The sequence below is a fragment of the Streptomyces sp. Ag109_O5-1 genome, assembly GCF_003814875.1.
Taxonomy (GTDB): domain Bacteria; phylum Actinomycetota; class Actinomycetes; order Streptomycetales; family Streptomycetaceae; genus Streptomyces; species Streptomyces sasae.
In genome coordinates, this window is the sequence record NZ_RKQF01000001.1 from 9179560 (window position 1) to 9203552 (window position 23993).

Below are 23993 nucleotides of genomic sequence, written 5' to 3' on the forward strand. Positions count from 1 at the left end.
CATGCGCACTCATTCCCTCCGTAACGGGTCGACCCTCGCCGTTGCCGGGCTGCTGCTCGCCGGTGCCCCGGCGGCCTACACGGCGGTGGCCGACGGGCGGCCGCCCGCCGCGTCGGCGCACGGAAAGCCGTACGTCGAGACCACGCTGTTCTTCGGCACCGCCCGCCCCGACGGCGGTCCGGCCGTCACCGACCGGCAGTTCATGGCCTTCGTCGACAAGGAGGTCACCCCGGACTTCCCCGACGGGCTCACCGTGCGGAACGGGCGCGGGCAGTGGCGGGACGCGCACGGCACGATCGAGAAGGAGCGGTCGTACGAGCTGATCCTGCTGTATGCGGAGTCGGCGGCGACGGGCAGCGACCGGAAGATCGAGGAGATCCGGCGGGCCTACGAGAAGGCCTTCGCGCAGGAGAGTGTGGGGAGGGTGGACGAACGGGCGCAGGTCGACTTCTGACCGTGTCGACTTCTGACGGTGTCGACTTTCGGCCGTGTCGACTCCGGCCGTGTCGACTTCCGGCCCGGTCTGCCTCTGATCCTGGAGGGGCACGTCTGGTGCATGAAAACTATCGCCGCTAGTTTGTGAGTCGGACGACGACACAGCCCCGCCGGGAGGAAGCAGCATGAAGGCACACGACGGCCTGTACATCGACGGCGCCTGGCGCGCCGCCGAGAGCCAGGACGTGATCGAGGTCGTGAACCCGGTCGACGAGCAGGTGATCGGCCGGGTCCCGGCGGGCGGCGCGCTGGACGTCGACACGGCCGTACGTGCCGCTCGTGCCGCCCTCCCGGCCTGGGCGGCCACCCCGCCCGCCGAGCGGGCCGCCCGCCTCGGCGAGCTTCGCGACGTCCTGGGGGCCCGCAAGGACGAGATCGCCGAGACGGTGACCGCGGAACTGGGCTCACCCCCGCAGTTCTCCCAGGCCGTCCACGCGGGCGTGCCGATCGCGGTCGCGGGCTCGTACGCCGAACTGGCGGCCACCCATCCCTTCGAGGAGAAGGTCGGCAACTCGACCGTCTACCAGGAGCCGGTGGGCGTGGTCGGCGCGATCACGCCCTGGAACTACCCGCTGCACCAGATCGTCGCCAAGGTCGCCCCGGCGCTCGCCGCCGGCTGCACGGTCGTGCTGAAGCCCGCCGAGGACACCCCGCTCACCGCCCAGCTGTTCGCGGAAGCGGTGCACGAAGCGGGCCTCCCCGCAGGTGTGTTCAACCTGGTCACCGGCCTCGGCCCGATCGCCGGGCAGGCCCTTGCCGAGCACCCGGGTGTCGACCTGGTCTCCTTCACCGGCTCCACGGCCGTCGGCAGGCAGATCGGCGCGACCGCCGGGGCGGCCGTCAAGAAGGTGGCCCTGGAACTGGGCGGCAAGTCCGCGAACGTCATCCTCCCGAGCGCCGACCTCGCCAAGGCGGTCAACGTCGGCGTGGCCAACGTGATGTCCAACTCGGGCCAGACGTGCAGCGCCTGGACGCGGATGCTGGTGCACACCGACCGGTACGAGGAGGCGGTGCAGCTGGCGGCCACGGCCGCCGCCAAGTACGGCGAGCGGATCGGCCCCGTCGTCAGCGCCAAGCAGCAGGCCAGGGTGCGGGGTTACATCGAGAAGGGCGTCGCGGAAGGCGCCCGGCTGGTCGCCGGCGGCCCCGAAGCCCCGCGCGAACAGGGCTACTTCGTCAGCCCGACGGTCTTCGCGGACGTCACCCCCGAGATGACGATCGCCCAGGAGGAGATCTTCGGCCCGGTCCTTTCGGTCCTGCGCTACGAGGACGAGGAGGACGCCCTCCGCATCGCCAACGGCACGGTCTACGGCCTCGCGGGCGCCGTCTGGGCCGGGGACGAGACGGAGGCGGTGGCCTTCGCCCGGCGTATGGACACCGGGCAGGTCGACATCAACGGCGGCCGGTTCAACCCCCTTGCCCCGTTCGGCGGTTACAAGCAGTCCGGCGTGGGCCGCGAACTCGGCGCGCACGGCCTCGCCGAGTACCTCCAGACCAAGTCCCTGCAGTTCTGAGGAGGTTGCTCTGATGGTTGTCAGGGTCCGCGCCGCCGTACTGCCCGCCGTGGGCGCGCCGCTGTCCGTCACCGAGATCGAACTCCCGGACCCCGGGCCCGGCCAGGTCCGGGTCCGGCTCGCCGCCGCCGGGGTCTGCCACTCCGACCTCTCCCTCTCCGACGGCACCATGCGGGTACCCGTCCCGGCGGTCCTCGGCCACGAGGGCGCGGGCACTGTGGTGGCGGTGGGGGAGGGCGTCACCCGGCTGTCGCCCGGTGACCCGGTCGTCCTCAACTGGGCGCCCGCCTGCGGACGATGCCACGCCTGCTCGCTGGGCGAGGTATGGCTGTGCGCCGACGCGCTGACCGGCGCCGCCGGCGTCCACGCCCGCACGGCGGACGGCACCGACCTTCATCCCGGTCTGAACGTCGCCGCGTTCGCCGAGGAGACGGTGGTCGCCGAGTCCTGCGTGCTGCCGCTCCCGCCCGGCATCCCCCTCACGGACGCGGCCCTCCTCGGCTGCGCGGTCCTCACGGGCTACGGCGCCGTCCACAACTCGGCGCGGGTCCGCGAGGGCGAGACCGTCGCGGTGTTCGGCGTCGGCGGGGTGGGCCTGGCCACCGTGCAGGCGGCCCGGATCGCCGGCGCGTCCCGGATCATCGCCGTCGACGTCTCCCCGGAGAAGGAGGAACTCGCACGGGCGGCGGGCGCCACGGACTACGTCGTCGCCTCCGACACCACCCCCCGCGCGATCCGCGCCCTCACCGGCAAACAGGGCGTCGACGTCTCCGTGGAGTGCGTCGGCCGCGCGGTCAGCATCCGGGCGGCCTGGGAGTCCACCCGCCGGGGCGGCCGTACGACGGTGGTCGGTATCGGCGCCAAGACGGAACAGGTCACCTTCAACGCCCTGGAGCTCTTCCACTGGGGCCGCACCCTCTCCGGCTGCGTCTACGGAAACTCCGACCCGGCCCGCGACCTGCCGCTGCTCGCCGAGCACATCCGGGCGGGCCGCCTGGACCTGAGTGCGCTGGTCACGGAACGGATCGCCCTCGAAGGCATCCCCGACGCCTTCGAGAACATGCTGGCGGGCAAGGGCGGCCGGGCGCTGGTGGTGTTCTGAGCGGGCGGCGTCCTCATGCCGACTCCCGCGCCTCCTCGGGCCGTGTCTCGTTCGCGGCCACGACCCGGGAGGCCCGGGTCCGCGACCGGGACACCGCCACACCGGCCAGGCACAGCACCCCGCCCGCGAGCGTCAGCGCACCGGGCACCTCGCCGAGCGCCAGCCATGACATCAGGACGACCAGCGCGGGCACCGCGTAGGTGGTCGCGCCCATCCGGCTGGCGGTCGTACGGGCGAGCGCGTACGCCCAGGTGGTGAAGGCCAGCGCCAGCGGGAACACACCCAGGTAGAGCATGTCGAGGGTTGCGGAGAGCGGGGCCGCGGCCGCCTCGTGGGCGAGCTGCCCGGTGAACGGCAGACACGCGAGGGCGCCGACGAGACACCCGTAGGTCGTCACCTGGAGCGCGCTCGCCTGCCCGAGCGCCGGCTTCTGCGCGACGACCCCGCCGGCGTACGCGACGGCCGCGAGCAGGCACAGCACCACGCCGAGCACCGAGGAACCGCCGCCGCCCGACATCGACAGCCCGACGGTCACCGCACCCGCGAACGACACGGCCATCCCCGCGAGCAGCCGCGGAGGCATCGGATCGCCGAGCAGCCGGGCGCCGAGCAGCGCGATCAGGATCGGGCCGATGTTCACGACCAGGGCGGCGGTGCCGGCGTCCACCTGCTGCTCGCCCCAGTTCAGGACGACGCTGTAGAAGCCGAACCAGAGCAGACCGGATATCACGATGCCCCGCCAGGCGGACCTGGGCGGCAGGCCTTCCCGCCGTACGGCACAGAGAAGCCCGAGCACAAGGGTTCCGGAGAGCAGCCGGCCGAGGGCGAGTGCGCCGGGGGAGTAGGAGTCGCCCGCACTGCGGATCGCCACGAAGGCGGAGGCCCAGAGCACGACGGTGACGACGGCAGCGCCGGTGGGGAGGAGGTGGCGAGGAGTACGAGCGGCGGGGTTCTTCATGGGGTCGAGAGTAAGGAGTGGGGGAGGACGGGGGCTGGCGGATTTCGGACGGGTGGCCGGGCGGGGGTGTCGCTTACCGGCGCCGGCAGGGTGCCGCTGCGCCCACCCGTGCCGCCCTGGGGGTCCCCCCCTCTGGGGGAGGCACGCATGCCCGCAGCTACCCGGACTGAAAAGACACGGCGGCTGCAGCGCCCCTTAGGGGCGCTGGGGGGTACCCCCGGCCGAAGGCTGGGGGAGGAACTGCGCGACCAGCCCCACCGGCCCGCAGCCGACGCACGGCCGAAGCGCCCCCTACGCCGTCTCCTTGACCCGCGCGAACTGCTCGGCCAACCCGTCCAGCAGCGCCCGCAACCCCGTCTCGAACGCCCGCTCGTCGATCTTCTCCTGGCGCTCCGACAGGAGATGCGCCTGCCCCAGATGCGGATAGTCGGCCGGATCGTACGCGCTCGCGTCGTCCACGAACCCCCCGGCGAACGACCCCAGCGCCGACCCCATGATGAAGTACCGCATCAGCGCCCCGATCGACGTCGCCTGCGCCGCCGGCCACCCCGCGCCCACCATCGCGCCGTAGACCGCGTCAGCGAGCCGCAGCCCGGCCGGGCGCCGGCCGGGGCCCCGTGCGAGGACCGGGACGATGTTCGGGTGGTTCCGGAGCGCCGCCCGGTACGACACCGCCCAGTCGTGCAGGGCGGTCCGCCAGTCCCGGCCGGCGCCGTGCCCGAGGTTCTCGAACATCGACAGGTCGACCTGTGCGCTCACCGAGTCGGCGACCGCCTCCAGGATCTCGTCCTTGGTGCGGAAGTGGTTGTAGAGCGAGGGCCCGCTCACCCCCAGCTCGGCCGCGAGCCGGCGGGTGGAGACGGCCGCCAGCCCCTCCGCGTCCACGAGTTCCCGGGCCGTCGTGACGATCCGGTCGGTGCTGAGGAGGGGCTTGCGCGGTCGGGCCATGGCGCACATAGTAGGGCTGCAGCAAGAAACTAGCAGTGCTAATTTAAATGGGGTGATCGCATGGTGAACCTGGGGCTCAGCGAGGAGCAGTCGGCTGTCCGGCAACTGGCCCGCGACTTCGTCGAGCGTGAGGTCACCCCGAACGTGATCGCCTGGGACCGTGCCGAGGAGGTCGACCGGGGCATCGTGAAGAAGCTCGGCGAGGTCGGCTTCCTAGGGCTGACCGTCGACGAGGAGTACGGCGGCTCGGGCGGCGACCATCTGTCGTACTGCCTGGTGACGGAGGAACTCGGGCGCGGGGACTCCTCCGTGCGCGGGATCGTGTCGGTCTCCCTGGGGCTGGTCGCCAAGACCGTCGCCGCCTGGGGGAGCGAGGAGCAGAAACGGCGCTGGCTGCCGGGGCTGACCTCCGGCGCGTACGTCGGCTGCTTCGGCCTCACCGAACCCGGCACCGGCTCCGACGCGGGCAACCTCACCACCCGTGCCGTGCGCGAAGGCGACGAGTACGTCGTCAACGGCAGCAAGATGTTCATCACCAACGGCACCTGGGCCGACGTCGTCCTCCTCTTCGCCCGCTCCACCGACGCCCCCGGTCACAAGGGCGTCTCCGCGTTCCTGGTGCCGGCCGACACGCCCGGTCTGACCCGCCGGGCCGTCCACGGCAAGCTCGGCCTGCGCGGGCAGGCCACCGCCGAGCTCGTCCTGGAGGATGTCCGGGTACCGGCGTCCGCGATGCTCGGACCGGAGGGCAAGGGCTTCTCGGTCGCCATGTCGGCGCTCGCCAAGGGACGGATGTCGGTCGCGGCCGGCTGTGTCGGCATAGCCCAGGCGGCGCTCGACGCGGCCGTGAAGTACGCCGGGGAGCGGGAGCAGTTCGGGACCCCGATAGCGGGCCACCAGCTGGTCCAGGAACTCATCAGCGACATCGCCGTCGACGTCGACGCGGCCCGGCTGCTGACCTGGCGGGTCGCCGACCTGATCGACCGCGGGCTGCCGTTCGCCACCGAGTCCTCCAAGGCCAAGCTCTTCGCCTCCGAGGCCGCCGTGCGCGCCGCCAACAACGCCCTCCAGGTCTTCGGCGGCTACGGCTACATCGACGAGTATCCGGCCGGCAAACTCCTGCGTGACGCCCGGGTGATGACCCTCTACGAGGGCACCAGCCAGATCCAGAAACTGCTCATCGGGCGGGCGCTGACGGGGGTTTCGGCGTTCTGAGCACTCCCGGGGCCGGGGGGATGAGTACGTGCTGAGTACTTCGGCGGATGTGGCGCGGCCCACAGCCGCCGAGACTCGACCCATGAGCGACACACCGGTCAGAAACCAGAACACGGCCGCCTTCTACGGCCAGGCCGTCCTCTCCTTCGGTATCGCCATGGCGGCCACCGTCATCGGCATCTTCCAGCTGCACGCCGACGCCTGGGTGCGTGGCTTCCTCGGCATCGCCGTGCTCTATCTCGTCACCTCCGCCTTCACACTCGCGAAGGTGATCCGTGACCGCCAGGAGGCCGGGCAGATCGTCAGCCGGGTCGACCAGGCCAGGCTGGAGAAGCTGCTCGCCGAGCACGACCCCTTCGAGAAGCTCTGACCGGCGGGCCACGTGAAAAACCGTGTGAAAAGCCGCGCCGAAGCCGCGTGAAAAGCTCTGAGCGGGCACACTAAGCGCTCGCTCAGCTTCGGCGGTATGGTGGAGCTCCTGTATCGAGAGGGGCGAGCGAGCGATGAGTACGGCGGAGGAGACGACCGGCGGCGAGATCGAGCCGTGGGAAGAGGTCACCCCTGACGCGGCCAGGCGACTGCTGGTCGCCGCCGTGGAGGCCTTCGCCGAGCGCGGCTACCACGCCACCACCACCCGCGACATCGCGGGCCGCGCCGGTATGAGCCCGGCCGCACTCTACATCCACTACAAGACCAAGGAAGAGCTGCTCCACCGGATCAGCCGCATCGGTCACGACAGGGCCCTGGAGATCCTCCGGACCGCCGCCCGCCGCGAGGGCACCGCCGCCGAGCGGCTCGCCGACGCCGTCGGCTCCTTCGTCCGCTGGCACGCCGGCCGGCGCACCACGGCCCGGGTGGTGCAGTACGAACTCGACGCCCTCGGCCCCGACGCCCGCGCCGAGATCCTCGCGCTGCGCCGTGAGGTCGACGGCGAGGTGCGCGGGATCATCGAGGAGGGCGTCGCGTCCGGCGAGTTCGACGTCCTCGACGTGCACGGCACCACCCTCGCGGTGCTCTCCCTCTGCATCGACGTCGCCCGGTGGTTCAACGTGGGCGGCCCCCGCACCCCCGAGGAGGTCGGCGCGCTCTACGCCGACCTCGTGCTGCGGATGGTGGGGGCCAAGTAGCCCGCGGGCCGCTCAGAGGTAGTAGCGGGAGACCGACTCCGCGACGCAGACCGGCTTGTCGCCGCCCTCGCGCTCCACGCTGAAGGCGACGGTCACCTGGACGCCGCCCGTGACGTCCTCCACGCCGGTGATCGTCGCGGTGGCGCGCAAGCGGGAGCCGACCGGGACGGGGGCGGGGAAGCGGACCTTGTTGGTGCCGTAGTTCACGCCCATCCTCACGCCCTCGACCTTGATCAGCTGAGGGCCGAAGAGCGGGAGCAGCGACAGGGTCAGATAGCCGTGCGCGATGGTCGTCCCGAACGGGCCCGCGGCCGCCTTCTCCGGGTCGACATGGATCCACTGGTGGTCGCCCGTCGCGTCCGCGAACAGATCGATCCGCTTCTGGTCGACCTCCAGCCAGTCGGTGTGGCCCAGCTGCTCGCCCACGGCCGCCTTCAGCTCGTCGGGGGAGGTGAAGATCCTCGGTTCTGCCATGTCGCCGGCCCTCTCGCACTCGCACGGTCACACACACATTGTCTAAGCAACTGCTTAGCATGCTCGGATGAGAGGCCCCTGTCAACGGACCCCGGCCCGGGCGGGTCGGTAGGGTCTGAGGGGTGCCGCAGATTCCCGAGAAGATCCAAGAGCTGAGCGTCGGCCAGCTGGCCGCGCGCAGCGGCGCCGCCGTCTCCGCGCTGCACTTCTACGAGTCCAAGGGCCTCATCAGCAGCCGGCGGACCACCGGCAACCAGCGCCGCTACACCCGTGACACACTGCGCCGCGTGGCCTTCGTCCGGGCGGCACAGCGCGTCGGCATCCCGCTCGCCACGATCCGCGAGGCCCTCACGGAACTCCCCGAGGAGCGCACCCCGACCCGGGAGGACTGGGCGCGGCTCTCCGAGGCGTGGCGGGCGGAACTCGACGAACGCATCCGGCAGTTGAACCGGTTGCGCGATCACCTGACCGACTGCATCGGGTGCGGCTGTCTGTCGCTGGACACGTGCGTGCTGTCCAACCCGGACGACGTGTCAGGGGAGCGGAGGGCGGGGTCCAGGCTGATGCCGGAGAGAGGGCAGTAGTCCGGCTGCGGGCCGGTGGGGGCTGGTCGCGCAGTTCCTCCCCCAGCCTTCGGCCGGGGGTACCCCCAGCGCCCCTGAAGGTGCTGCAGTCGCCGCTTCTTCCCAGCGGCCGCCTTTTCTCCAGTCGCGGGCAGTCGTGCCTCCCCCAGAGGGGGACCCCCAGGCGGCACGGGTGGGCGGCGCGACGGCTACTCGAACTCCGTCCCGCCCTTCCGGGTCAGATAAGCCCCGCTCACTGCCTTGGCGATCGCCCGTCCCCCGGTCACCGTGCTGTAGCGCTCCACCATCGGGCGTATCACCACGCCCTCGCGCAGGTGCAGCCCCTGCCCGGACACGGTCTCGCGTCCGCTCGCGACCTCCAGTACCCGCTCGATGGCGTAGGGCCCCTCGAACAGCCGGGGTGCCAGCGGCAGTTCCGCCTCCAGGAACTCCGCCGCGTCCAGCCACCGGACCGCCCCGTCGATCTCCGCCGACACATCGAACGCGGCGTACCCGAGGGACTCCCGTCGGCCGTCGGCGCCGTAGGTCAGGTCCTGGACGCCCGCGCCGTACACCTCGCCGAAGATCCCGACCCGGCGCGCGCCCAGCCGGGCGGCGAGACGGGCGGCCGTCTCGGCGACGCCGTGGGCCCGCACGGCCCGCCAGTACAGGTTGCGCGGGTCCTCCTTCAGCGCCAGCGACTTCGCACCGAAGCCCTTGGAGGAGACGTACACCCGGTCCTCGTCGGCGAGGTAGGTGAGCAGGCAGGCCGAGCCGTGGATCTTCTCGGTGAGGACCACCGGTTCGCCGGGCTCGAAGATGCCGGGGTAGCGCTGGATGTTCTCGATGTCGACCCACGGCATCAGCTCGGGCGCCGCTTCGACCTCGCCGTCCATGGTCGGCGGGACCGGCGGCACCCACTTGGTGATCCCGAGCGCCGCCGCGAAGTCGGTGCCCTCGGTCGCCGCCCGCGCCAGGTCCACGTCCGCCAGCGCCTTCGGCCGGCACACGATCCCCTGGGACAGCTCACCGCGCAGCCGCACCGCCCGCACCCGGTCGGAGCCGCTGCCCGCCAGTCGCCCGGTCAGCCCCAGTTCCTCGATCAGCCCGGCCGGGAGCACGGACTGCTCGGGGATGTAGACGGCGGCCTCGCCGGTGCGGTACGCCCCCTTGGCCACGACCGCGCGGTACAGGCCCACCTGGGCCAGCTCCAGCGCGTCGGCGTTCGGGTGTTCGTGGACGGTCAGGACTTCGGCGGTGACGCGCAGCGTCGACATCGGTGCTCCTGCGGTTCCTCAGACGGGTGTCATCGCCCCCAACTCTCCGCACGGGAAAGGGGTGGAACCAGCGGTTTACCGACTGCTAGCGTCGCCCGGGCAGTTGGGGGGTGCGGCATCCCCGGCGCACCCCCAGGTGGTCAGGCCGACATGAGCAGCCGCCCGCGCCTGGCGTAGGCCAGTGCCTCGGGGGTGAGCACCGGACGCGGCACCAGGATCCCGCAGTCCGCGCAGACCGGACCGGCGGAGGGCTCGTGGTCCAGGTCGTACTTCCAGATGAGGCGCTCCCCTTCGCACACCGGGCAGCCCGTGCCCGGTTCGCGCTCCAGGGCGGCGATCAGCCGTCGCAGCACCTCGGCGAGTGGTTCGTCGGGATGGACCCGGGGGTCGTCGCACCAGGCCACTCCGAATCCGCCCCAGGTCAGCCGGTGCCAGTCGTCCACGCTGCCGGGACGGCGCAGCCCGTCGTGCTTCTCCTTCTTGCGACGCTCGGCGAACTCGACCTCATAGGCCAGCCAGACCGCCCGCGCCTCTTCCAGCTCCTCCAGCGCGCCCACGAGACGCGCCGGATCGGGGGACCGGTCCTCGGGACCGAACCCGGCCCGCGCACACAGATGGTCCCAGGTCGCGCGGTGCCCGTAAGGAGCGAACCGCTCCAGGCACTTGCGCAGCGAGTAACGCCGTAGCGCCAGATCGCACCGTGGGTCTCGCACCTGTCTCGCCAGACTCCGGAAACCGGCCATCGCCCTGCACCTCCGTCACACCTGCACCTGTACTTCGGTCACTTCGGCGTCGTCGCACGGACTTCGCGCGACGTTGCCGTATAGACGTATCGACACTCGAATCGGCTCCATCCGATTTCCGATGCCGTCCATAAGGCCGCCCGCCTTGACCGACGGCCGTTGGCACCGGACGCTCCGGTGACCACTCCAAAACTTGACGCATGTTCATCTTCAATCCCGGGGATACCGGCGGTAACGTCCGGCACCACCCCTCGTCCAGAGGAGATGTCATGCAACGACGCACCAGACATCACGCGTTGTTCGACAAGTTGAGAACTCCCCGCAAGCTCCCCGGGTTCCTGAAAGCCGCATCCGTATGCGCGCTGATAGCCGGGCTGCTCTCCCCGCTCGCCCAGGCCCCGGCCGCCGCGGCCGCCTCCAACGACTACTGCGGCGGCCAGTGCTCGGACATCCTGCCGCCCGGTGAGAACGGCAATGCCACCCTCGCCCAGATCCTGCTCAACCAGGCCTTCGGTACCGAGCCCAGCCATGCCGAGGACCAGCTCGGCCCTTACGCCAACCTGGCCACGGGTGCCTCCACCCTCACCGACGCGAAGATCAACACGTTCTTCAACGACGCGTCGTTCGGGGTCGCTTCGAGTCAAGTCGCCTCCACGGAGAGCCCGGCCGGCCGAAGCGACGTCACCATCGTCCGCGACAAGGCCACCGGGGTGCCTCATATCACCGGTACCACCAGATACGGCACGGAGTTCGGCGCGGGTTATGCGGCCGCTGAGGACCGGCTGTGGCTCATGGACGTGTTCCGGCACGTCGGCCGCGGCCAGCTCACCACCTTCGCCGGCGGCGTCGCCTCCAACCAGGGCCTTGAACAGGAGTTCTACCGGAACGCCCCGTACACCGAGGCCGACCTCCAGGCGCAGATCGACAACGCCGTCGCCAACAACGGCGCCCGAGGCCAGCAGGCGCTCGACGATGCCAACGCCTATCTCGCCGGTATCAACGCCTATATCGACGCCTCGGACAGCGGCCGTTACTTCCCCGGCGAGTATGTGCTGACCGGTCACAAGGACTCGATCACCAACGCCGGTACGATCGACCACTTCAAGATCACCGACCTGGTGGCGTTGGCCTCCGTGATCGGCACGCTGTTCGGCTCCGGCGGCGGTGGCGAGGTCAACAACGCCATCTCCCTGCTCGCCGCCCAGGAGCAGTACGGCGTGACCGAGGGCACCAAGGTCTGGGAGTCGTTCCGCGAACGCAACGACCCCGAGGCCGTGCTCACCGTCCACAACGGCGAGAGCTTCCCGTACGGCACCAAGCCCGACAGTCCCCAGGGCGAGGCGCTGCCGGACGCCGGATCGGTGACCACCGAGCCACTGGTCTACGACGCCACCGGCACCGGCGCCGACCAGAGCGCCAGCGCCGCCTCCGCCACGGCGACCGCGACGGCCCTCAGCTCGGCCAAGCGCGGGATGTCCAACGCCCTGGTGGTCAGCGGCAAGTACACCGCGAGCGGACATCCGATCGCCGTCTTCGGACCGCAGACCGGCTACTTCGCCCCGCAGCTCCTCATGCTCCAGGAGATCCAGGGCCCGGGCATCAGTGCCCGCGGCGCCTCGTTCGCCGGCCTGAGCATGTACGTCGAACTCGGCCGCGGCCAGGACTACTCGTGGTCCGCCACGACGTCGGGCCAGGACATCATCGACTCCTACGCCGTCGAACTCTGCCAGGACGACTACCACTACCTCTTCCACGGCACCTGCACCGCCATGGACGAGGTCGAGCAGAAGAACTCCTGGACCCCGACCACGGCCGACAATACGGCCGCGGGCTCGTACACCATGCGCGTGTGGAAGACGAAATACGGGCCGGTCGAGTACCGGGCCACCGTCGGTGGGAAGAAGGTCGCCTACACCACCCTGCGTTCCTCCTACATGCACGAGGCCGACTCGATCATCGGCTTCCAGATGCTCAACGATCCCAGCTTTGTGAACAGTCCGCAGACCTTCCAGAGCGCGGTGCAGCACATCAACTACACCTTCAACTGGTTCTATGCCGACTCCTCGCACACCGCGTACTACAACAGCGGCAACAACCCGGTGCGCCCGAGCGGTGTCGACCCCGAGTTCCCGGTCTGGGGCCAGGCCGCCTACGAGTGGCAGAACTGGGACCCGACCACCAACACGGCCGACTACACCCCGGCCTCCGCGCACCCCCAGTCCATCGACCAGGACTACTACATCTCCTGGAACAACAAACAGGCGCTCGACTACACGACCGCCAGCTGGGGTGACGGCTCGGTCCATCGAGGCAACCTCCTCAACGACCGGGTGAAGAAACTCGTCGCGGCGGGCGGGGTCACACGATCTGCTCTTGTCAAGGCCATGTCAGACGCATCTTTGACCGACCTGCGCGCCGAGGACGTGCTGCCGAACCTGCTGAAGGTGATCAACAGCAGTACGGTGACCGACTCCACGGCCGCAGCGGCCGTCACCAAGCTCCAGACCTGGCTGACGGCGGGCGGCAAGCGCACGGAGACCTCGGCGGGCTCGAAGACCTATGCCAACTCCGACGCCATCCGGATCCTCGACGCCTGGTGGCCGCTGCTGGTGAAGGCCGAGTTCCAGCCCGGCCTCGGCTCCGACCTGTACACCGCGATCACCGCCAACCTGCCGATCGACGAGGCCCCGTGGGCCGCGCACGGGCCCACCGGCTCGCACGCGGGAAGCTCCTTCCAGTACGGCTGGTGGAGCTACGTCGACAAGGACATCCGGTCGGTGCTCGGTCAGACCGTGTCCGGGCCGCTGGCCGAGCGGTACTGCGGCGGCGGCAGCCTCAGCTCCTGCCGGAACATCCTGATCAGCACGCTGGACACGGCGGCGGGTACGAGTGCGTCCACCGTCTACCCCGGGGACTCCCTGTGCTCGGCGGGCAACCAGTGGTGCGCCGACTCGATCGTCCAGCGCACCCTGGGCGGCATCAAGCACTACAACATCAGCTGGCAGAACCGGCCGACCTTCCAGCAGGTGGTGGAGTTCACGTCCCACCGGTGAAACGCCCACCGGTGAAACGGTAGATCAACGGGTGCCGGCGGCCGGGGTCATGCGATCCGCCCCGCCGCCAGCACCACCCGCGCCAGCTCGGGGTGCACGATGTCGCTGTGCGCCCCGGCCGGCGGGCCGCCGTTCTTCACGACCGCCGCCGCGTCGACGTTCACACAACCCGCCGCGGCGAGCGGGCCGCGCAGCGCACCCGCCAGGTCCAGCGACTGGGTGTCCGGCACCGCCTGGACCCCGTCGTGGCCCATTGCACCCCACTTGACGCCGAGCAGCCGCCCCACGTCGAGCATTCCCTCCGCGTCCGTGCCCGCGATCGACTGTGAGTCGTCCGCCATCCGTGAGGCCAGCGGATACAACGTGCCGAGCGCCTCGTCGAAGTGGGAGTAGCAGCACACCAGCGGGCCGTCGATCCGGTTCTCCTGGCCGTGCAGCACCCCGCTGGTACGCCCGTCCTGGGGCAGCCGGGCGGCGAACGCGTAGTGCGAGAAGGCCCCCTGCAGCAGCGTCACGGACTTCACCGTGTGCACTCCGTCCGGCAGCCCGCGCAGCGCGAACGACACCAGCCGGCCGCCGAAGCTGTGCCCGACCAGATGCACCCGCACCGCCGGTGCCGCCCCGGCCAACTGTCCGATCACCGGCCCGAGCCCCCGCTCCCCGACGGTTCCCCCGCGCCGCTTCATCGCGTAGTACGTCGCCTGCCGCAGCAGTTCCTTCGCCCCGTCCCAGGGATCCGCCAGCGCGAACTCGGCGGCGCCGGCGCCCTGCCGGAGGGCGGTCAGCGTATGCGCGAACTCCTCGCACAGGGCCGTCGTGCCTCCCGTGAACAGCACGGGCTCGCTCTGCGGGACGCCCTCCGCGAGCGTGTCCGCCGCGAACAGCGGCTGCGGACCGCCGGGCACGACCTCGACGAGCTGCCGCACAAGCCGCCCGAAATGCTCCAGTTCGTTCGCCGGCCGCTGGTCCAGCATCCGGGCGATCTGGTCGACCACGGTGGCCCGTCCCGGGAACGTCTCCAGCAGCGCGTGCCGGGTGTCCTTGTCGAGGGCGGGTACCGGTGTCGCCCCCGGCTCCGCCGCCACGGCCGCCGTGGGCCTGGGGAAGTCGGGGATCGGCTCGTCGCAGAACCGCATCGACGGCCAGATCACCCCGACGTACCCGATCCGCGCCTTCGGTGCGAGCTCGGGGATCGGGGCGAAGAAGTGCCGGTACAGGGCGGTCGCGCCCGAACGGTCGTTGTTCCAGCCGTGCGCGAAGACGATCAGGTCACGGACGCCGTGACCGGTCACCTCGCGCAGCAGCCGGTCGCGTTCGGCGCCGTCCGGGTCGCCGTCCGCGTCGAAGGTCAGCTCCCAGTAGGGAGTCACGCTCATCCCAGGATCGGCCATGCCGGGCTCCTCGTCCCCCGAAACGGTGCGATGTGCGCGCATCGTCCCGCCACCGGGCAACATTGGCCATACAACGCGCCTCACCTATAGAGCAGAAACTCCTTTCGGACGCGTCGGAATGCGGACAGTTCGTCCTGCCAGGCCCCGGCGATCCCGTCCGGGTCCGCACCCGCGTCGATCATCGTGCGCACGGTCGTGGATCCGGTGAGCGTGTCGATCCAGTTGTCCGGCCGCCACGCGAAGCCGCTCCACACCTTCCGGGCGGTGACGAGGAGTCCGATTCCGGTGCGTACGGGGTCGTAGACGTCCCGGTCGTGCACATGGATCTGCACCCCGCCGACGGTCCGGCCCTGGAACTTCGAGAAGGTCGGCGCGAAGTACGCCTCCCTGAACCGCACGCCCGGCAGCGCGAGCGCGTCGGCCGCGGCCGCCCAGCGGGCGTCGACGCCCTCCGCGCCGAGCAGTTCGAAGGGGCGGGTCGTGCCCCGGCCCTCCGACAGGTTCGTGCCCTCGAAGAGGCAGGTCCCCGAGTACACCAGCGCCGTGTCCGGGGTCGGCATGTTCGGGCTCGGCGGCACCCACGGCAGGCCGTAGGCGTCGTAGAAGCGGGAGCGCTGCCAGCCCGCCATCGTGACGACGTCCAGTGCGACCGGTGCGGTCAGGAACTCCGCGTTGAACAGCCGGGCGAGCTCGGCGACGGTCATGCCGTGCGCCTGTGCGACCGGCTGCCGGCCGACGAAACTGGCGAACTCCTTGTGGAGGACCGGTCCCCGGGCGTCGCGGCCGGTCACCGGGTTGGGGCGGTCCAGGACGACGAAGCGCTTGCTCGCGAGCTGGGCGGCCTCCATGCAGTCGTACAGCGTCCAGATGTACGTGTAGAAACGCGCGCCGACGTCCTGGATGTCGAAGACGACGGTGTCCACGCCGGAGGCGGTGAAGATGTCGGCGAGGGGCCGGCCGCTCTTGAGGTACGTGTCGTAGACGGGGAGGCCGGTCGCCGGGTCGTCGTAGCGGCCCTCGGAGCCGCCGGCCTGGGCGGTGCCGCGGAAGCCGTGCTCGGGGCCGAAGACCGCCGTCAGCCTGACCCTGGGGTCGGCGTGCATGACGTCGACGATGTGGCGGACGTCGGGGGTGATGCCGGTCGGGTTGGTGACGATGCCGACCTTCTGGCCGCCGAGGAGGGCGTAGCCGTCGGCGGCCAGACGGTCGAAGCCGGTCCTGAAGCGGGCGGGGGCGTCGGTGACGGATGCCGTGGGTACGGGGGACACGGCCGCTGCCGTTGTCGCGGCGAGCAGACTTCGTCTGGAAAGGTGCATGGGTGACCTCCACGTGATTGCTCCCGCACGCAGTGTGCAACCTGCGGGTCGTGCGTGGCTGGTCGCGCAGTTCCCCGCGCCCCTTTGGGGCGCGTTGCAGTCACCCTTTCCTCTCAACATACCGACCGGTTAGTGTGTCGTTGCTGAGCCGAGTCTGGTCGCGTCGTGTCGAAGGAGACCGATGGTGGGAGCCGTGCAAGATGCCCGAGTCGTCGTCACCGGGGCGGGGGGTGGCATCGGGGCCGCCCTCGCCCGCCGGTTCGCCGCCGAGGGCGCCCGCGTCGTCGTGAACGACCTGGACGGCGACAAGGCCGCCGCCGTCGCCGAGGAGATCGGCGGGATCGCGGTTCCCGGGGACGCGTCCGGCATCGTCGGGGCCGCCCGGGACGCGCTCGGCGGCAGCGTCGACGTCTACTGCGCCAACGCCGGGCTGGGCTCCGGCGGGTCCGAGGCGGCCGACGAGGCCGTGTGGGCCGCCGGCTGGGACGTCAATGTGATGGCTCATGTACGGGCCGCGCAGGAGCTGGTGCCGGAGTGGCTGGAGCGGGGGAGCGGGCGGTTCGTGTCCACCGTGTCCGCCGCCGGGCTGCTCACCATGATCGGGGCCGCGCCCTACAGCGTCACCAAGCACGCCGCGTACGCCTTCGCCGAGTGGCTGTCGCTGACATACCGGCACCGTGGCCTGAAAGTGCACGCCATCTGCCCACAGGGCGTCCGTACCGACATGCTCGCCGCCACCGGCAGCGCGGGCGATATCGTGCTGCAGCCGACGGCCATCGAGCCGGACGCCGTCGCGGACGCGCTGTTCAAGGGGATGGCGGAGGACCGGTTCCTGATCTTGCCGCATCCCGAGGTCGCCGGCTTCTACCAGGCGCGGGCCACCGACCCGGACCGCTGGCTGACGAACATGAACCACATCCAGCAGAAGTGGGAGGCCACCAGGTGACCGAGTCGGAGACCGAGTCCCGCTATGCCGCCAGGCCCTGGGTGGCGCTGCTCAACGAGGCCCAGCGCGGGCCGGTCGATCCCCCCGACTCGCTGGTGCACGCCCTGCGCGCCGCCGTCGCCGAGGCGCCCGACCGGACCTTCCTCGCCTACTTCGACGCACGGCTCAGCTTCCGCGAGGTCGACGAGCTGAGCGACTCCGTCGCCGCGTACCTCGCCGAGCGCGGCCTGGAGCGCGGTGACCGGGTCGCCGTCATCCTGCAGAACTCGCCGCACTTCGTGCTCGCGCTGCTCGGCGCCTGGAAGGCGGGCGCCACCGTCGTGCCGGTCAACCCGATGTACAAGTCGGGGGAGGTCTCCCACGTCCTGCGGGACGGCGAGGTCGCCGCACTGGTCTGCTCGCAGCGCGCCTGGGAGTCGTACCTGCGCGACACGGCCGCCGACTCGCCCGTGCGGATCGTGCTCACCGCCAGCGAACTGGACTTCCAGACACGCGACGACGCGCGCGTGCTGACCTTCGAGCGGCTGCCGCAGGCCGCCGACGCCGAGGACCTGGTCGCCGTCGCGCGCAGGGGCGGCAAGGCCCCCGAAGGACGGGAGCCGGCGCCCTCCGGCATCGCGCTGATCAGCTACACCTCGGGGACGAGCGGCGCTCCCAAGGGCGCCACCAACCTCCACAGCAACATCATGTACAACGCCGAGCGGCAGCGGACCGGGCTCGCGCTGCCCGACGCGCCGGTCTACTACGCCCTCGCGCCCCTCTTCCACATCACCGGCATGGTCTGCCAGCTCGGCGCCTGTCTGACCAGCGCGGGCACGCTCGTGCTGACGTACCGCTTCGAGCCGGGCCTGGTGCTGGAGGCGTTCGCCGAGCACCGCCCGCAGTACACGGTCGGTCCCTCCACCGCCTTCATGGCGCTCGCCGCCCACCCCGACGTCACCCCGGAGCACTTCGCCTCCTTCGTGAACATCTCGTCGGGCGGCGCGCCGCTGCCGCCGGCGCTGGTGGAGAAGTTCCGGGCGGGCTTCGGGCCGTACATCCGCAACGGCTACGGGCTGACCGAGTGCACCGCGCCCTGCGCCTCCGTACCGCCGGGGCTGGAAGCGCCCGTCGACCCCGTCTCCGGGACCCTCGCGGTCGGGGTGCCGGGGCCCGACGGCGTCGTACGCATCATCGACGACCAGGGTGAAGAGGTGCCCTTCGGCGAGCAGGGCGAGATCGCGGTGCGCGGGCCGCAGGTCGTGCCGGGGTACTGGCGGCGGCCCGAGGCCACCGCCGAGACCTTCCCGGACGGCGAACTGCGCACCGGCGACATCGGGTTCATGGACGCCGAGGGCTGGCTGTACGTCGTCGACCGCAAGAAGGACATGATCAACGCGTCCGGCTTCAAGGTCTGGCCCCGCGAGGTCGAGGACGTGCTGTACACGCACCCGGACGTGCGCGAGGCGGCCGTCGTCGGGGTCCCGGACGGGTACCGCGGGGAGACCGTCAAGGCCTACATCAGTCTGCGCCCCGGCGCTGCAACCGATCCGGACGATCTCGCGCTCTATTGCAAGGAGAGACTGGCGGCCTACAAATATCCGCGCCAGGTGGAGATCCTGCCCGACCTGCCGAAGACGGCAAGTGGGAAGATCCTCCGACGGGAACTGCGTTCCCGACCGCAACAGGGTTAGTGGATCTACGAGAAAGGCAGGTGGCGGCAGTGCCCAGGACGACGGACGGAGACGGGGCTCCTGTTCCGCAGCGGCTTCTCGCCGCCGCCACCCGGCTCTTCGCGGAGCAGGGCTACGACCGGACCTCCGTGCAGGAGATCGTGGAGGCGGCAGGCGTCACCAAGGGGGCGCTCTACCACTACTTCGGCTCCAAGGACGACCTCCTGCACGAGGTGTACGCGCGCGTGCTGCGCGTCCAGCAGGAGCGGCTCGACGCCTTCGCGAACGCGGACGAGCCGATCGAGAAGCGGCTGCGGGGCGCGGCCGCCGACGTCGTCGTGACGACGATCGAGAACCTCGACGACGCGTCGATCTTCTTCCGGTCCATGCACCATCTGAGCCCGGAGAAGAACAAGCAGGTGCGCGCCGAGCGCCGGCGCTATCACGAACGCTTCCGGGCGCTCGTCGAGGAGGGCCAGCGCGAGGGTGTCTTCTCCACCGCGACCCCGGCCGACCTGGTCGTCGACTACCACTTCGGCTCGGTCCACCACCTGTCGACCTGGTACCGCCCCAACGGCCCCATGACCCCCCAGGAGGTCGCCGACCATCTGGCCGACCTCCTGCTGCGGGCACTGCGGCCCTGACTGTCGGCCATCTGACGTTCATCTCTCGTTCAACGGAATTCGCCCTTCCGTCATGTTTTGACCTTAACTTTGCCTTTCCTGTGAACTGATCATGCCAATACGGGGGGGCGGATGTCGCGTCATGGTGGGGAACGACCGAGACCCGGTCGAGGGGTGGCGCTCGCTCTGAGCGCAGCCCTGACGGCGGCGCTTCTACAGCTGGGGGCAGTCCCGGCCGCGGCCCAGGCCGTGCCCGCCGGTACCGGGGAAAGGCCCGCGACGGGCACGAGCACCGCCGGGGCCGCCACCGAGGAGGAGGCGCTCGCGGCCGCCCGGCGGAGCGGCAAGAGCGTCGAGGTGGTCTCGCTGCGCGGCGAGAGCAGCGACACGTTCGCCACTCCGGGCGGTCATCTGGAGGCCCGGGAGTACCTGCGCCCCGTCCGCACCCGGATCGACGGCACCTGGCGGCCCGTCGACACCGCGCTGGCCAAGGCCGCCGACGGCATGGTCGCGCCCAAGGCCGCCACCGTCGAACTGGAGTTCTCAGGCGGCGGCGCCGACCGCCCCCTGGTCCGGCTGGAGCGCGCGGGCCGCACCCTGGAACTCTCCTGGCCCGGCGCCGTGCCCGCCCCGACCCTCGACGGTGACACCGCCGTCTACCCCGACATCCTCCCCGACGTCGACCTGCGGCTCGGCGCCCGGGCCGACGGCTTCACCCAGCTCCTCGTGGTGAAGTCCGCCGAGGCCGCGAAGAGCGACGCCCTCGCCCAGCTGCGGCTGAAGCTGGACGCCGACGGCATGGCGGTCGACGAGACCGCGACGGGCGGACTCCAGGCCGTCGACAAGGGCGCGGGTGGTGTCGTCTTCGAGGCGCCGACACCGGTGATGTGGGACTCCAGCACGGGCCCGTCCGGTACGGCCACCTCCGGTACGGGCGCCTCGGGAACCCCGGCCGCGGGGCAGGCCGACCCCGCCGTGGCACGGCTGATCTCGTCCGCCGTGACCGCGGCCGCCGACACCGCCGCCGCCGACACCGCCGCCGCCCCCGACGGCGACGAGCCCACCGCCGCCGAATCCGCACGCGTCGCGCCGGTCGGCGTCGACGTCTCCGACAGCGGTGACACCCTCGTCCTCACCCCGGACAAGAAGCTGCTGACCGGCGACGAAACCCGCTACCCCGTCTACATCGACCCGCAGTGGTACTCGCCCAAGGCCACCTCCTGGACCATGGTGTCCCGGTACTGGGCGAGCTCCCCGCAGTGGAAGTTCAACGGCGACTCCGACGCCGGCCTCGGCTACTGCGGCTGGGACTACTGCGCCCCGTACGACGTGAAGCGGCTTTTCTACCAGATCCCGACCACGAGGTTCGCCGGCCGCTCCATCCTGTCCGCCGAGTTCGTCGTCCACGAGACCCACGCCGCCTCCTGCGACAAGCGCGAGGTGCAGCTCTGGCGTACCAAGCCGATCTCCTCGTCCACCACCTGGAACAGCCAGGACAACTCCGACTTCTGGATCGGCCGGCTCAAGACCCTCAGCTTCGCCTACGGCTCCGACGGCTGCGCCGCCGCCGACGCGGAGTTCGACGTGAAGGACGCCGTCGCCACCGCCGCGGCCAAGAAGTGGCCGACCATCACCTTCGGGATGAAGGCCAGCGACGAGGGCGACCGCTACACCTGGAAGCGGTTCTCCGACGACGCCTACCTGCGCGTGCAGTACAACCGCGCCCCCGACAAGATTGGCCTCTCCCAGCTCACCATGAGCCCGGGCGGCCCCTGCGTGGCCGCCGACAAGATGCTGCGCATCCGCTCCGCAGCGACCATCCGCGCCAACGACGTCACCGACCCCGACGGCGACGCGGTCTCCGTCCAGTTCCAGGCGTCCTGGGACGCGGGCGACGGCGCCGGCTGGAAGGCCCGCTGGACCTCGGCCCGGACCACCAGCAAGAAGAGCGGCTCCGACTTCTCCCTGCCGCTGCCCAGCTCCATCCCCAAGAACAAGCACGTGGAGTGGCACGTCCGCTCCTACGACGGCGCCCAGTGGTCCGCCTGGAGCTACACCGGCTCCCACGGCTGCCACTTCATGTACGACACCAGCGTCCCGGCCGGGCCGGTGATCAGCTCCGCCCAGTACGGCGCCTCCGACTCCGAGAACCCCGACGACCCCTGGTGGGACGGCGTCGGCCGATACGGCACCTTCTCCATCGACACCAGCTCCACCGACGTCACCAAGTACTGGTTCGGCGTCAACTCCTCGCCCACCAGCGCCAACACGCTGACCACCTCGGGCGGCGGCGCCAAGACGATCAAGTTCATGCCCACCAAGCCTGGCATCAACTTCATCACCGCGCAGGCCTTCGACGCTGCCGGCAACGGCTCCGAACCCACCACCTACACCTTCCGCGTGCGCTCCGGACAACCCGACCGGCTGTCCTGGCAGCTGGACGAGAACACCGGGGCGGCCGCCGTCTCCGGAGCGGGCGGTGACTGGCCGGCCGACCTGCACGGGGCCACGCCCGGCGCGGCCGGAGTCTCCGGCAGGAGCCTGACCTTCGACGGCACCGACGACTACGCCGGCACCGACTCGCCCGTCCTCAACACCGGCAAGAGCTTCTCGGTGTCCCTGTGGGCCAAGCTGCCGGGAACCGACCCGGGCCGGCCGGTCGTCGCACTGTCCCAAGGCGGCCAGAACCACAGCGGCTTCGAGGTCTACTACTCGTCGGCGCTGGGCGGCTGGGTCTTCCTGCGGCACACCGACGACGCCTCCTCCGGCGGCGACGCCGCGCGTGCCGTCCAGCCCGCCTGCACCGCCGGTGACACGGCGTGCACCACCGCCCGGCTGGGCGGCTGGACGCATCTCGTCGGCGTCTTCGACAACCCCAACCACGTGGTCAAGCTGTACGTGGCCGGCAAGCTCGTCGGCACCGCGCCCTTCACCACCCCCTGGGACGCCCGGGGCGGCACCGTCCTCGGCGCGACCCGCCTCTACGGCACCCTGTCCAACTACTTCCCCGGCTCGCTCGACGATGTCCAGCTCTTCGACTACCAGCTCACCGACGCCCAGGTGACCCAGCTGGCCGCCCGGCAGCCGGTCGGCACCGGCCGCCCGGCCAAGCTGGTCTGGCCGCTGGACGAGCCCGCCGATGCCACCGCGGTGACCGGCCGCGGCCAGCCCGTCGACGCCGTCCTCGAGGGCGGTGCCACCGCGGGCACCACCGGGGTGAACGGACGTGCCCTGACCTTCGACGGCGTCGACGACTACGCCACCGCGGGCCGTCCCGCCCTGGACACCTACCAGAGCTTCGCGGTGTCCGCCTGGGTCCGGCTGCCCATGGACAAGGAGGCCCGGTCCATGATCGCCGTCTCCCAGCTCGGGTCCGTACGGCGCAGCTTCGAGCTCTACCACTCCTCCGCGCTGGGCGGCTGGGTCTTCACCCGGCCCGAGTCCGACACCGCGGACGGGGCCCTGGTCCGGGCCACCCAGACCGCCTGCCCGGCGAACACCAACTGCGCGGCCGGCCGGTTCGGCGAGTGGAATCACGTGGTGGGCGTCTACGACGCCGACGCCGCCCAGCTCCAGCTCTACGTCAACGGCGTCCTGCAGGCCAGCACGCCCTACACCTACCGCTGGTCCGCCGACGGCCCGCTGACCATCGGCACCGGCCTCACCACCGCCGGCGCGGTCACCTCCCCGCTCAAGGGCGACGTGGACGACGTACGGCTGTACGACCGTGCCGTCTCCGGTGACGAGGTGCGGCAGCTGTTCAAGCAGCGCCCGCTGATCGGCGCCCGCTGGAAGTTCGAGTCGGCCACCGGTACCCCGCCGGTCACCCCGGACGCCTCCGCGACCGGGGCGGGCATGACCCTCTACAACGGGGCCGCGACCGGATCCGGCTGGGTCGACGGCGGACTGACCCTGGACGGCGTCGACGACTACGCGGCCACCGCGACCGGTGTCCCGACCGTCGACACCGGCGCCAGCTTCACCGTCAGCGCGTTCGTACAGGCCGCCGCCCAGCCCACCGGGAACGTCACCCTGCTCAGCGCCCCCGGCACCAGCAAGAGCGCGTTCGCCGTGCGGTACGTGCCCGGCACGACCGACACCGATCCGGGCCGCTGGCGTATCGAGACCGCCGACGCGGACACCACGACCGGCGCCACCACCCAGGTGGAGAACGGACAGTTCTTCAGCGTCCAGGACTGGACCCACCTTGCCGTCGTCTACGACGGCTTCGCCCATGACCTCAGGCTCTACGTCAACGGTGAACTCCAGGACGTGGCCTGCGCGGACACCGACGGGGACGGCGATCCGGACGTGGCCGGCTGCACGGACATCGACTCCTCCGGCGAGAACGTCGTGACCTTCAAGGCCGCACAGAACCTCCAGCTCGGCCGCGCCAAGACCGGCAGCACCACCTGGGGCGAGTACTTCCCGGGCACGGTGTCGGACCTGTGGACCTTCCAGGGGGCACTGAGCGACAGCCAGATCAGCCACCTCGCCGTCGGCATGCCGGGCGTCGACACCACCGTACCCAGCGGCGACTGACCTCGCCCGGCCCGTCCGGCCCAGGCTCGTTCGACATGCGCTCACCGGGTGCCG

The 23993-nt window shown here is 71.0% G+C and carries 19 protein-coding genes; 12 read left to right on the forward strand and 7 right to left on the reverse strand.

The genetic code is table 11. The features are described 5' to 3' along the window. Position 1: 1 nt before the first annotated feature. From EDD90_RS41815 to EDD90_RS41825, 3 genes are all read left to right on the forward strand, one after another. Positions 2-454: a DUF3574 domain-containing protein gene (locus tag EDD90_RS41815; protein ID WP_123978293.1), complete on the forward strand. Its 453-nt coding sequence runs from the start codon at positions 2-4 to the stop codon at positions 452-454. 166 nt (positions 455-620) lie between these two features. Beyond that, complete coding sequence (locus EDD90_RS41820) at positions 621-2009, forward strand: aldehyde dehydrogenase family protein (RefSeq protein ID WP_123978294.1); 1389 nt, start codon at positions 621-623, stop codon at positions 2007-2009. 13 nt (positions 2010-2022) lie between these two features. After that, positions 2023-3111, forward strand: coding sequence for a Zn-dependent alcohol dehydrogenase (locus EDD90_RS41825; protein ID WP_123978295.1), 1089 nt, complete (start codon positions 2023-2025; stop codon positions 3109-3111). Positions 3112-3124: 13 nt separating this feature from the next. Here the strand turns inward: EDD90_RS41825 and EDD90_RS41830 are convergent, their stop codons facing one another. Together EDD90_RS41830 and EDD90_RS41835 are read right to left on the reverse strand one after the other, a co-directional pair. After that, positions 3125-4069: a DMT family transporter gene (locus tag EDD90_RS41830; protein ID WP_123978296.1), complete on the reverse strand. Its 945-nt coding sequence runs from the start codon at positions 4067-4069 to the stop codon at positions 3125-3127. Between the two features lie 291 nt (positions 4070-4360). Then, positions 4361-5017, reverse strand: coding sequence for a TetR/AcrR family transcriptional regulator (locus EDD90_RS41835; RefSeq protein WP_123978297.1), 657 nt, complete (start codon positions 5015-5017; stop codon positions 4361-4363). 63 nt (positions 5018-5080) lie between these two features. On the opposite strand from EDD90_RS41835, the gene EDD90_RS41840 reads away from it, so the two are divergent. The 3 genes from EDD90_RS41840 to EDD90_RS41850 all read left to right on the forward strand — a co-directional run bounded on the left by EDD90_RS41840 (position 5081) and on the right by EDD90_RS41850 (position 7359). Next, positions 5081-6232, forward strand: a complete 1152-nt coding sequence (locus tag EDD90_RS41840; RefSeq protein ID WP_123982200.1) for an acyl-CoA dehydrogenase family protein — start codon at positions 5081-5083, stop codon at positions 6230-6232. A gap of 82 nt (positions 6233-6314) precedes the next feature. Beyond that, positions 6315-6602 carry a YiaA/YiaB family inner membrane protein gene (locus EDD90_RS41845; protein WP_123978298.1) on the forward strand — a complete coding sequence of 96 codons (288 nt, stop codon included), beginning with the start codon at positions 6315-6317 and terminating at the stop codon, positions 6600-6602. A gap of 133 nt (positions 6603-6735) precedes the next feature. Further along, entirely contained in the window at positions 6736-7359 is a 624-nt protein-coding gene (locus EDD90_RS41850) for a TetR/AcrR family transcriptional regulator (RefSeq protein ID WP_123978299.1), read from the forward strand. 12 nt (positions 7360-7371) lie between these two features. Here the strand turns inward: EDD90_RS41850 and EDD90_RS41855 are convergent, their stop codons facing one another. Further along, positions 7372-7833, reverse strand: a complete 462-nt coding sequence (locus tag EDD90_RS41855; protein ID WP_123978300.1) for a MaoC family dehydratase — start codon at positions 7831-7833, stop codon at positions 7372-7374. 122 nt (positions 7834-7955) lie between these two features. Between EDD90_RS41855 and soxR the strand changes: the two genes are divergently transcribed. After that, complete coding sequence (gene soxR / locus EDD90_RS41860) at positions 7956-8417, forward strand: redox-sensitive transcriptional activator SoxR (RefSeq protein WP_123978301.1); 462 nt, start codon at positions 7956-7958, stop codon at positions 8415-8417. A 188-nt stretch (positions 8418-8605) separates the two neighbouring features. Here the strand turns inward: soxR and EDD90_RS41865 are convergent, their stop codons facing one another. Together EDD90_RS41865 and EDD90_RS41870 are read right to left on the reverse strand one after the other, a co-directional pair. After that, the gene (locus EDD90_RS41865) at positions 8606-9673 is read right to left on the reverse strand and encodes an RNA ligase (ATP) (RefSeq protein WP_123978302.1); all 1068 of its coding nucleotides are present in this window, start codon (positions 9671-9673) and stop codon (positions 8606-8608) included. 140 nt (positions 9674-9813) lie between these two features. Beyond that, positions 9814-10416, reverse strand: a complete 603-nt coding sequence (locus EDD90_RS41870) for a hypothetical protein (RefSeq protein ID WP_123978303.1) — start codon at positions 10414-10416, stop codon at positions 9814-9816. A gap of 269 nt (positions 10417-10685) precedes the next feature. On the opposite strand from EDD90_RS41870, the gene EDD90_RS41875 reads away from it, so the two are divergent. Continuing rightward, positions 10686-13469 carry a penicillin acylase family protein gene (locus EDD90_RS41875; RefSeq protein WP_123978304.1) on the forward strand — a complete coding sequence of 928 codons (2784 nt, stop codon included), beginning with the start codon at positions 10686-10688 and terminating at the stop codon, positions 13467-13469. Positions 13470-13516: 47 nt separating this feature from the next. Here the strand turns inward: EDD90_RS41875 and EDD90_RS41880 are convergent, their stop codons facing one another. Together EDD90_RS41880 and EDD90_RS41885 are read right to left on the reverse strand one after the other, a co-directional pair. Continuing rightward, the gene (locus EDD90_RS41880; RefSeq protein ID WP_123978305.1) at positions 13517-14860 is read right to left on the reverse strand and encodes a serine-threonine protein kinase; all 1344 of its coding nucleotides are present in this window, start codon (positions 14858-14860) and stop codon (positions 13517-13519) included. A gap of 80 nt (positions 14861-14940) precedes the next feature. Continuing rightward, on the reverse strand, positions 14941-16176 hold the full coding sequence (locus EDD90_RS41885) for an exo-beta-N-acetylmuramidase NamZ domain-containing protein (protein ID WP_123978306.1): 1236 nt from the start codon (positions 16174-16176) through the stop codon (positions 14941-14943). A gap of 181 nt (positions 16177-16357) precedes the next feature. Here EDD90_RS41885 and EDD90_RS41890 point away from each other — a divergent pair, with 181 nt between their 5' ends. From EDD90_RS41890 to EDD90_RS41905, 4 genes are all read left to right on the forward strand, one after another. Continuing rightward, a complete protein-coding gene (locus tag EDD90_RS41890) occupies positions 16358-17122 on the forward strand; it encodes an SDR family oxidoreductase (RefSeq protein ID WP_123978307.1) in 765 nt (254 codons plus the stop codon). Continuing rightward, positions 17119-18795 carry a class I adenylate-forming enzyme family protein gene (locus tag EDD90_RS41895; protein ID WP_123978308.1) on the forward strand — a complete coding sequence of 559 codons (1677 nt, stop codon included), beginning with the start codon at positions 17119-17121 and terminating at the stop codon, positions 18793-18795. Before EDD90_RS41890 ends, EDD90_RS41895 begins: the two co-directional genes overlap by 4 nt. 29 nt (positions 18796-18824) lie before the next feature. After that, positions 18825-19418: a TetR/AcrR family transcriptional regulator gene (locus EDD90_RS41900; protein ID WP_123978309.1), complete on the forward strand. Its 594-nt coding sequence runs from the start codon at positions 18825-18827 to the stop codon at positions 19416-19418. 153 nt (positions 19419-19571) lie between these two features. Continuing rightward, positions 19572-23939, forward strand: a complete 4368-nt coding sequence (locus tag EDD90_RS41905; protein WP_311737244.1) for a LamG-like jellyroll fold domain-containing protein — start codon at positions 19572-19574, stop codon at positions 23937-23939. Positions 23940-23993 lie beyond the last annotated feature (54 nt).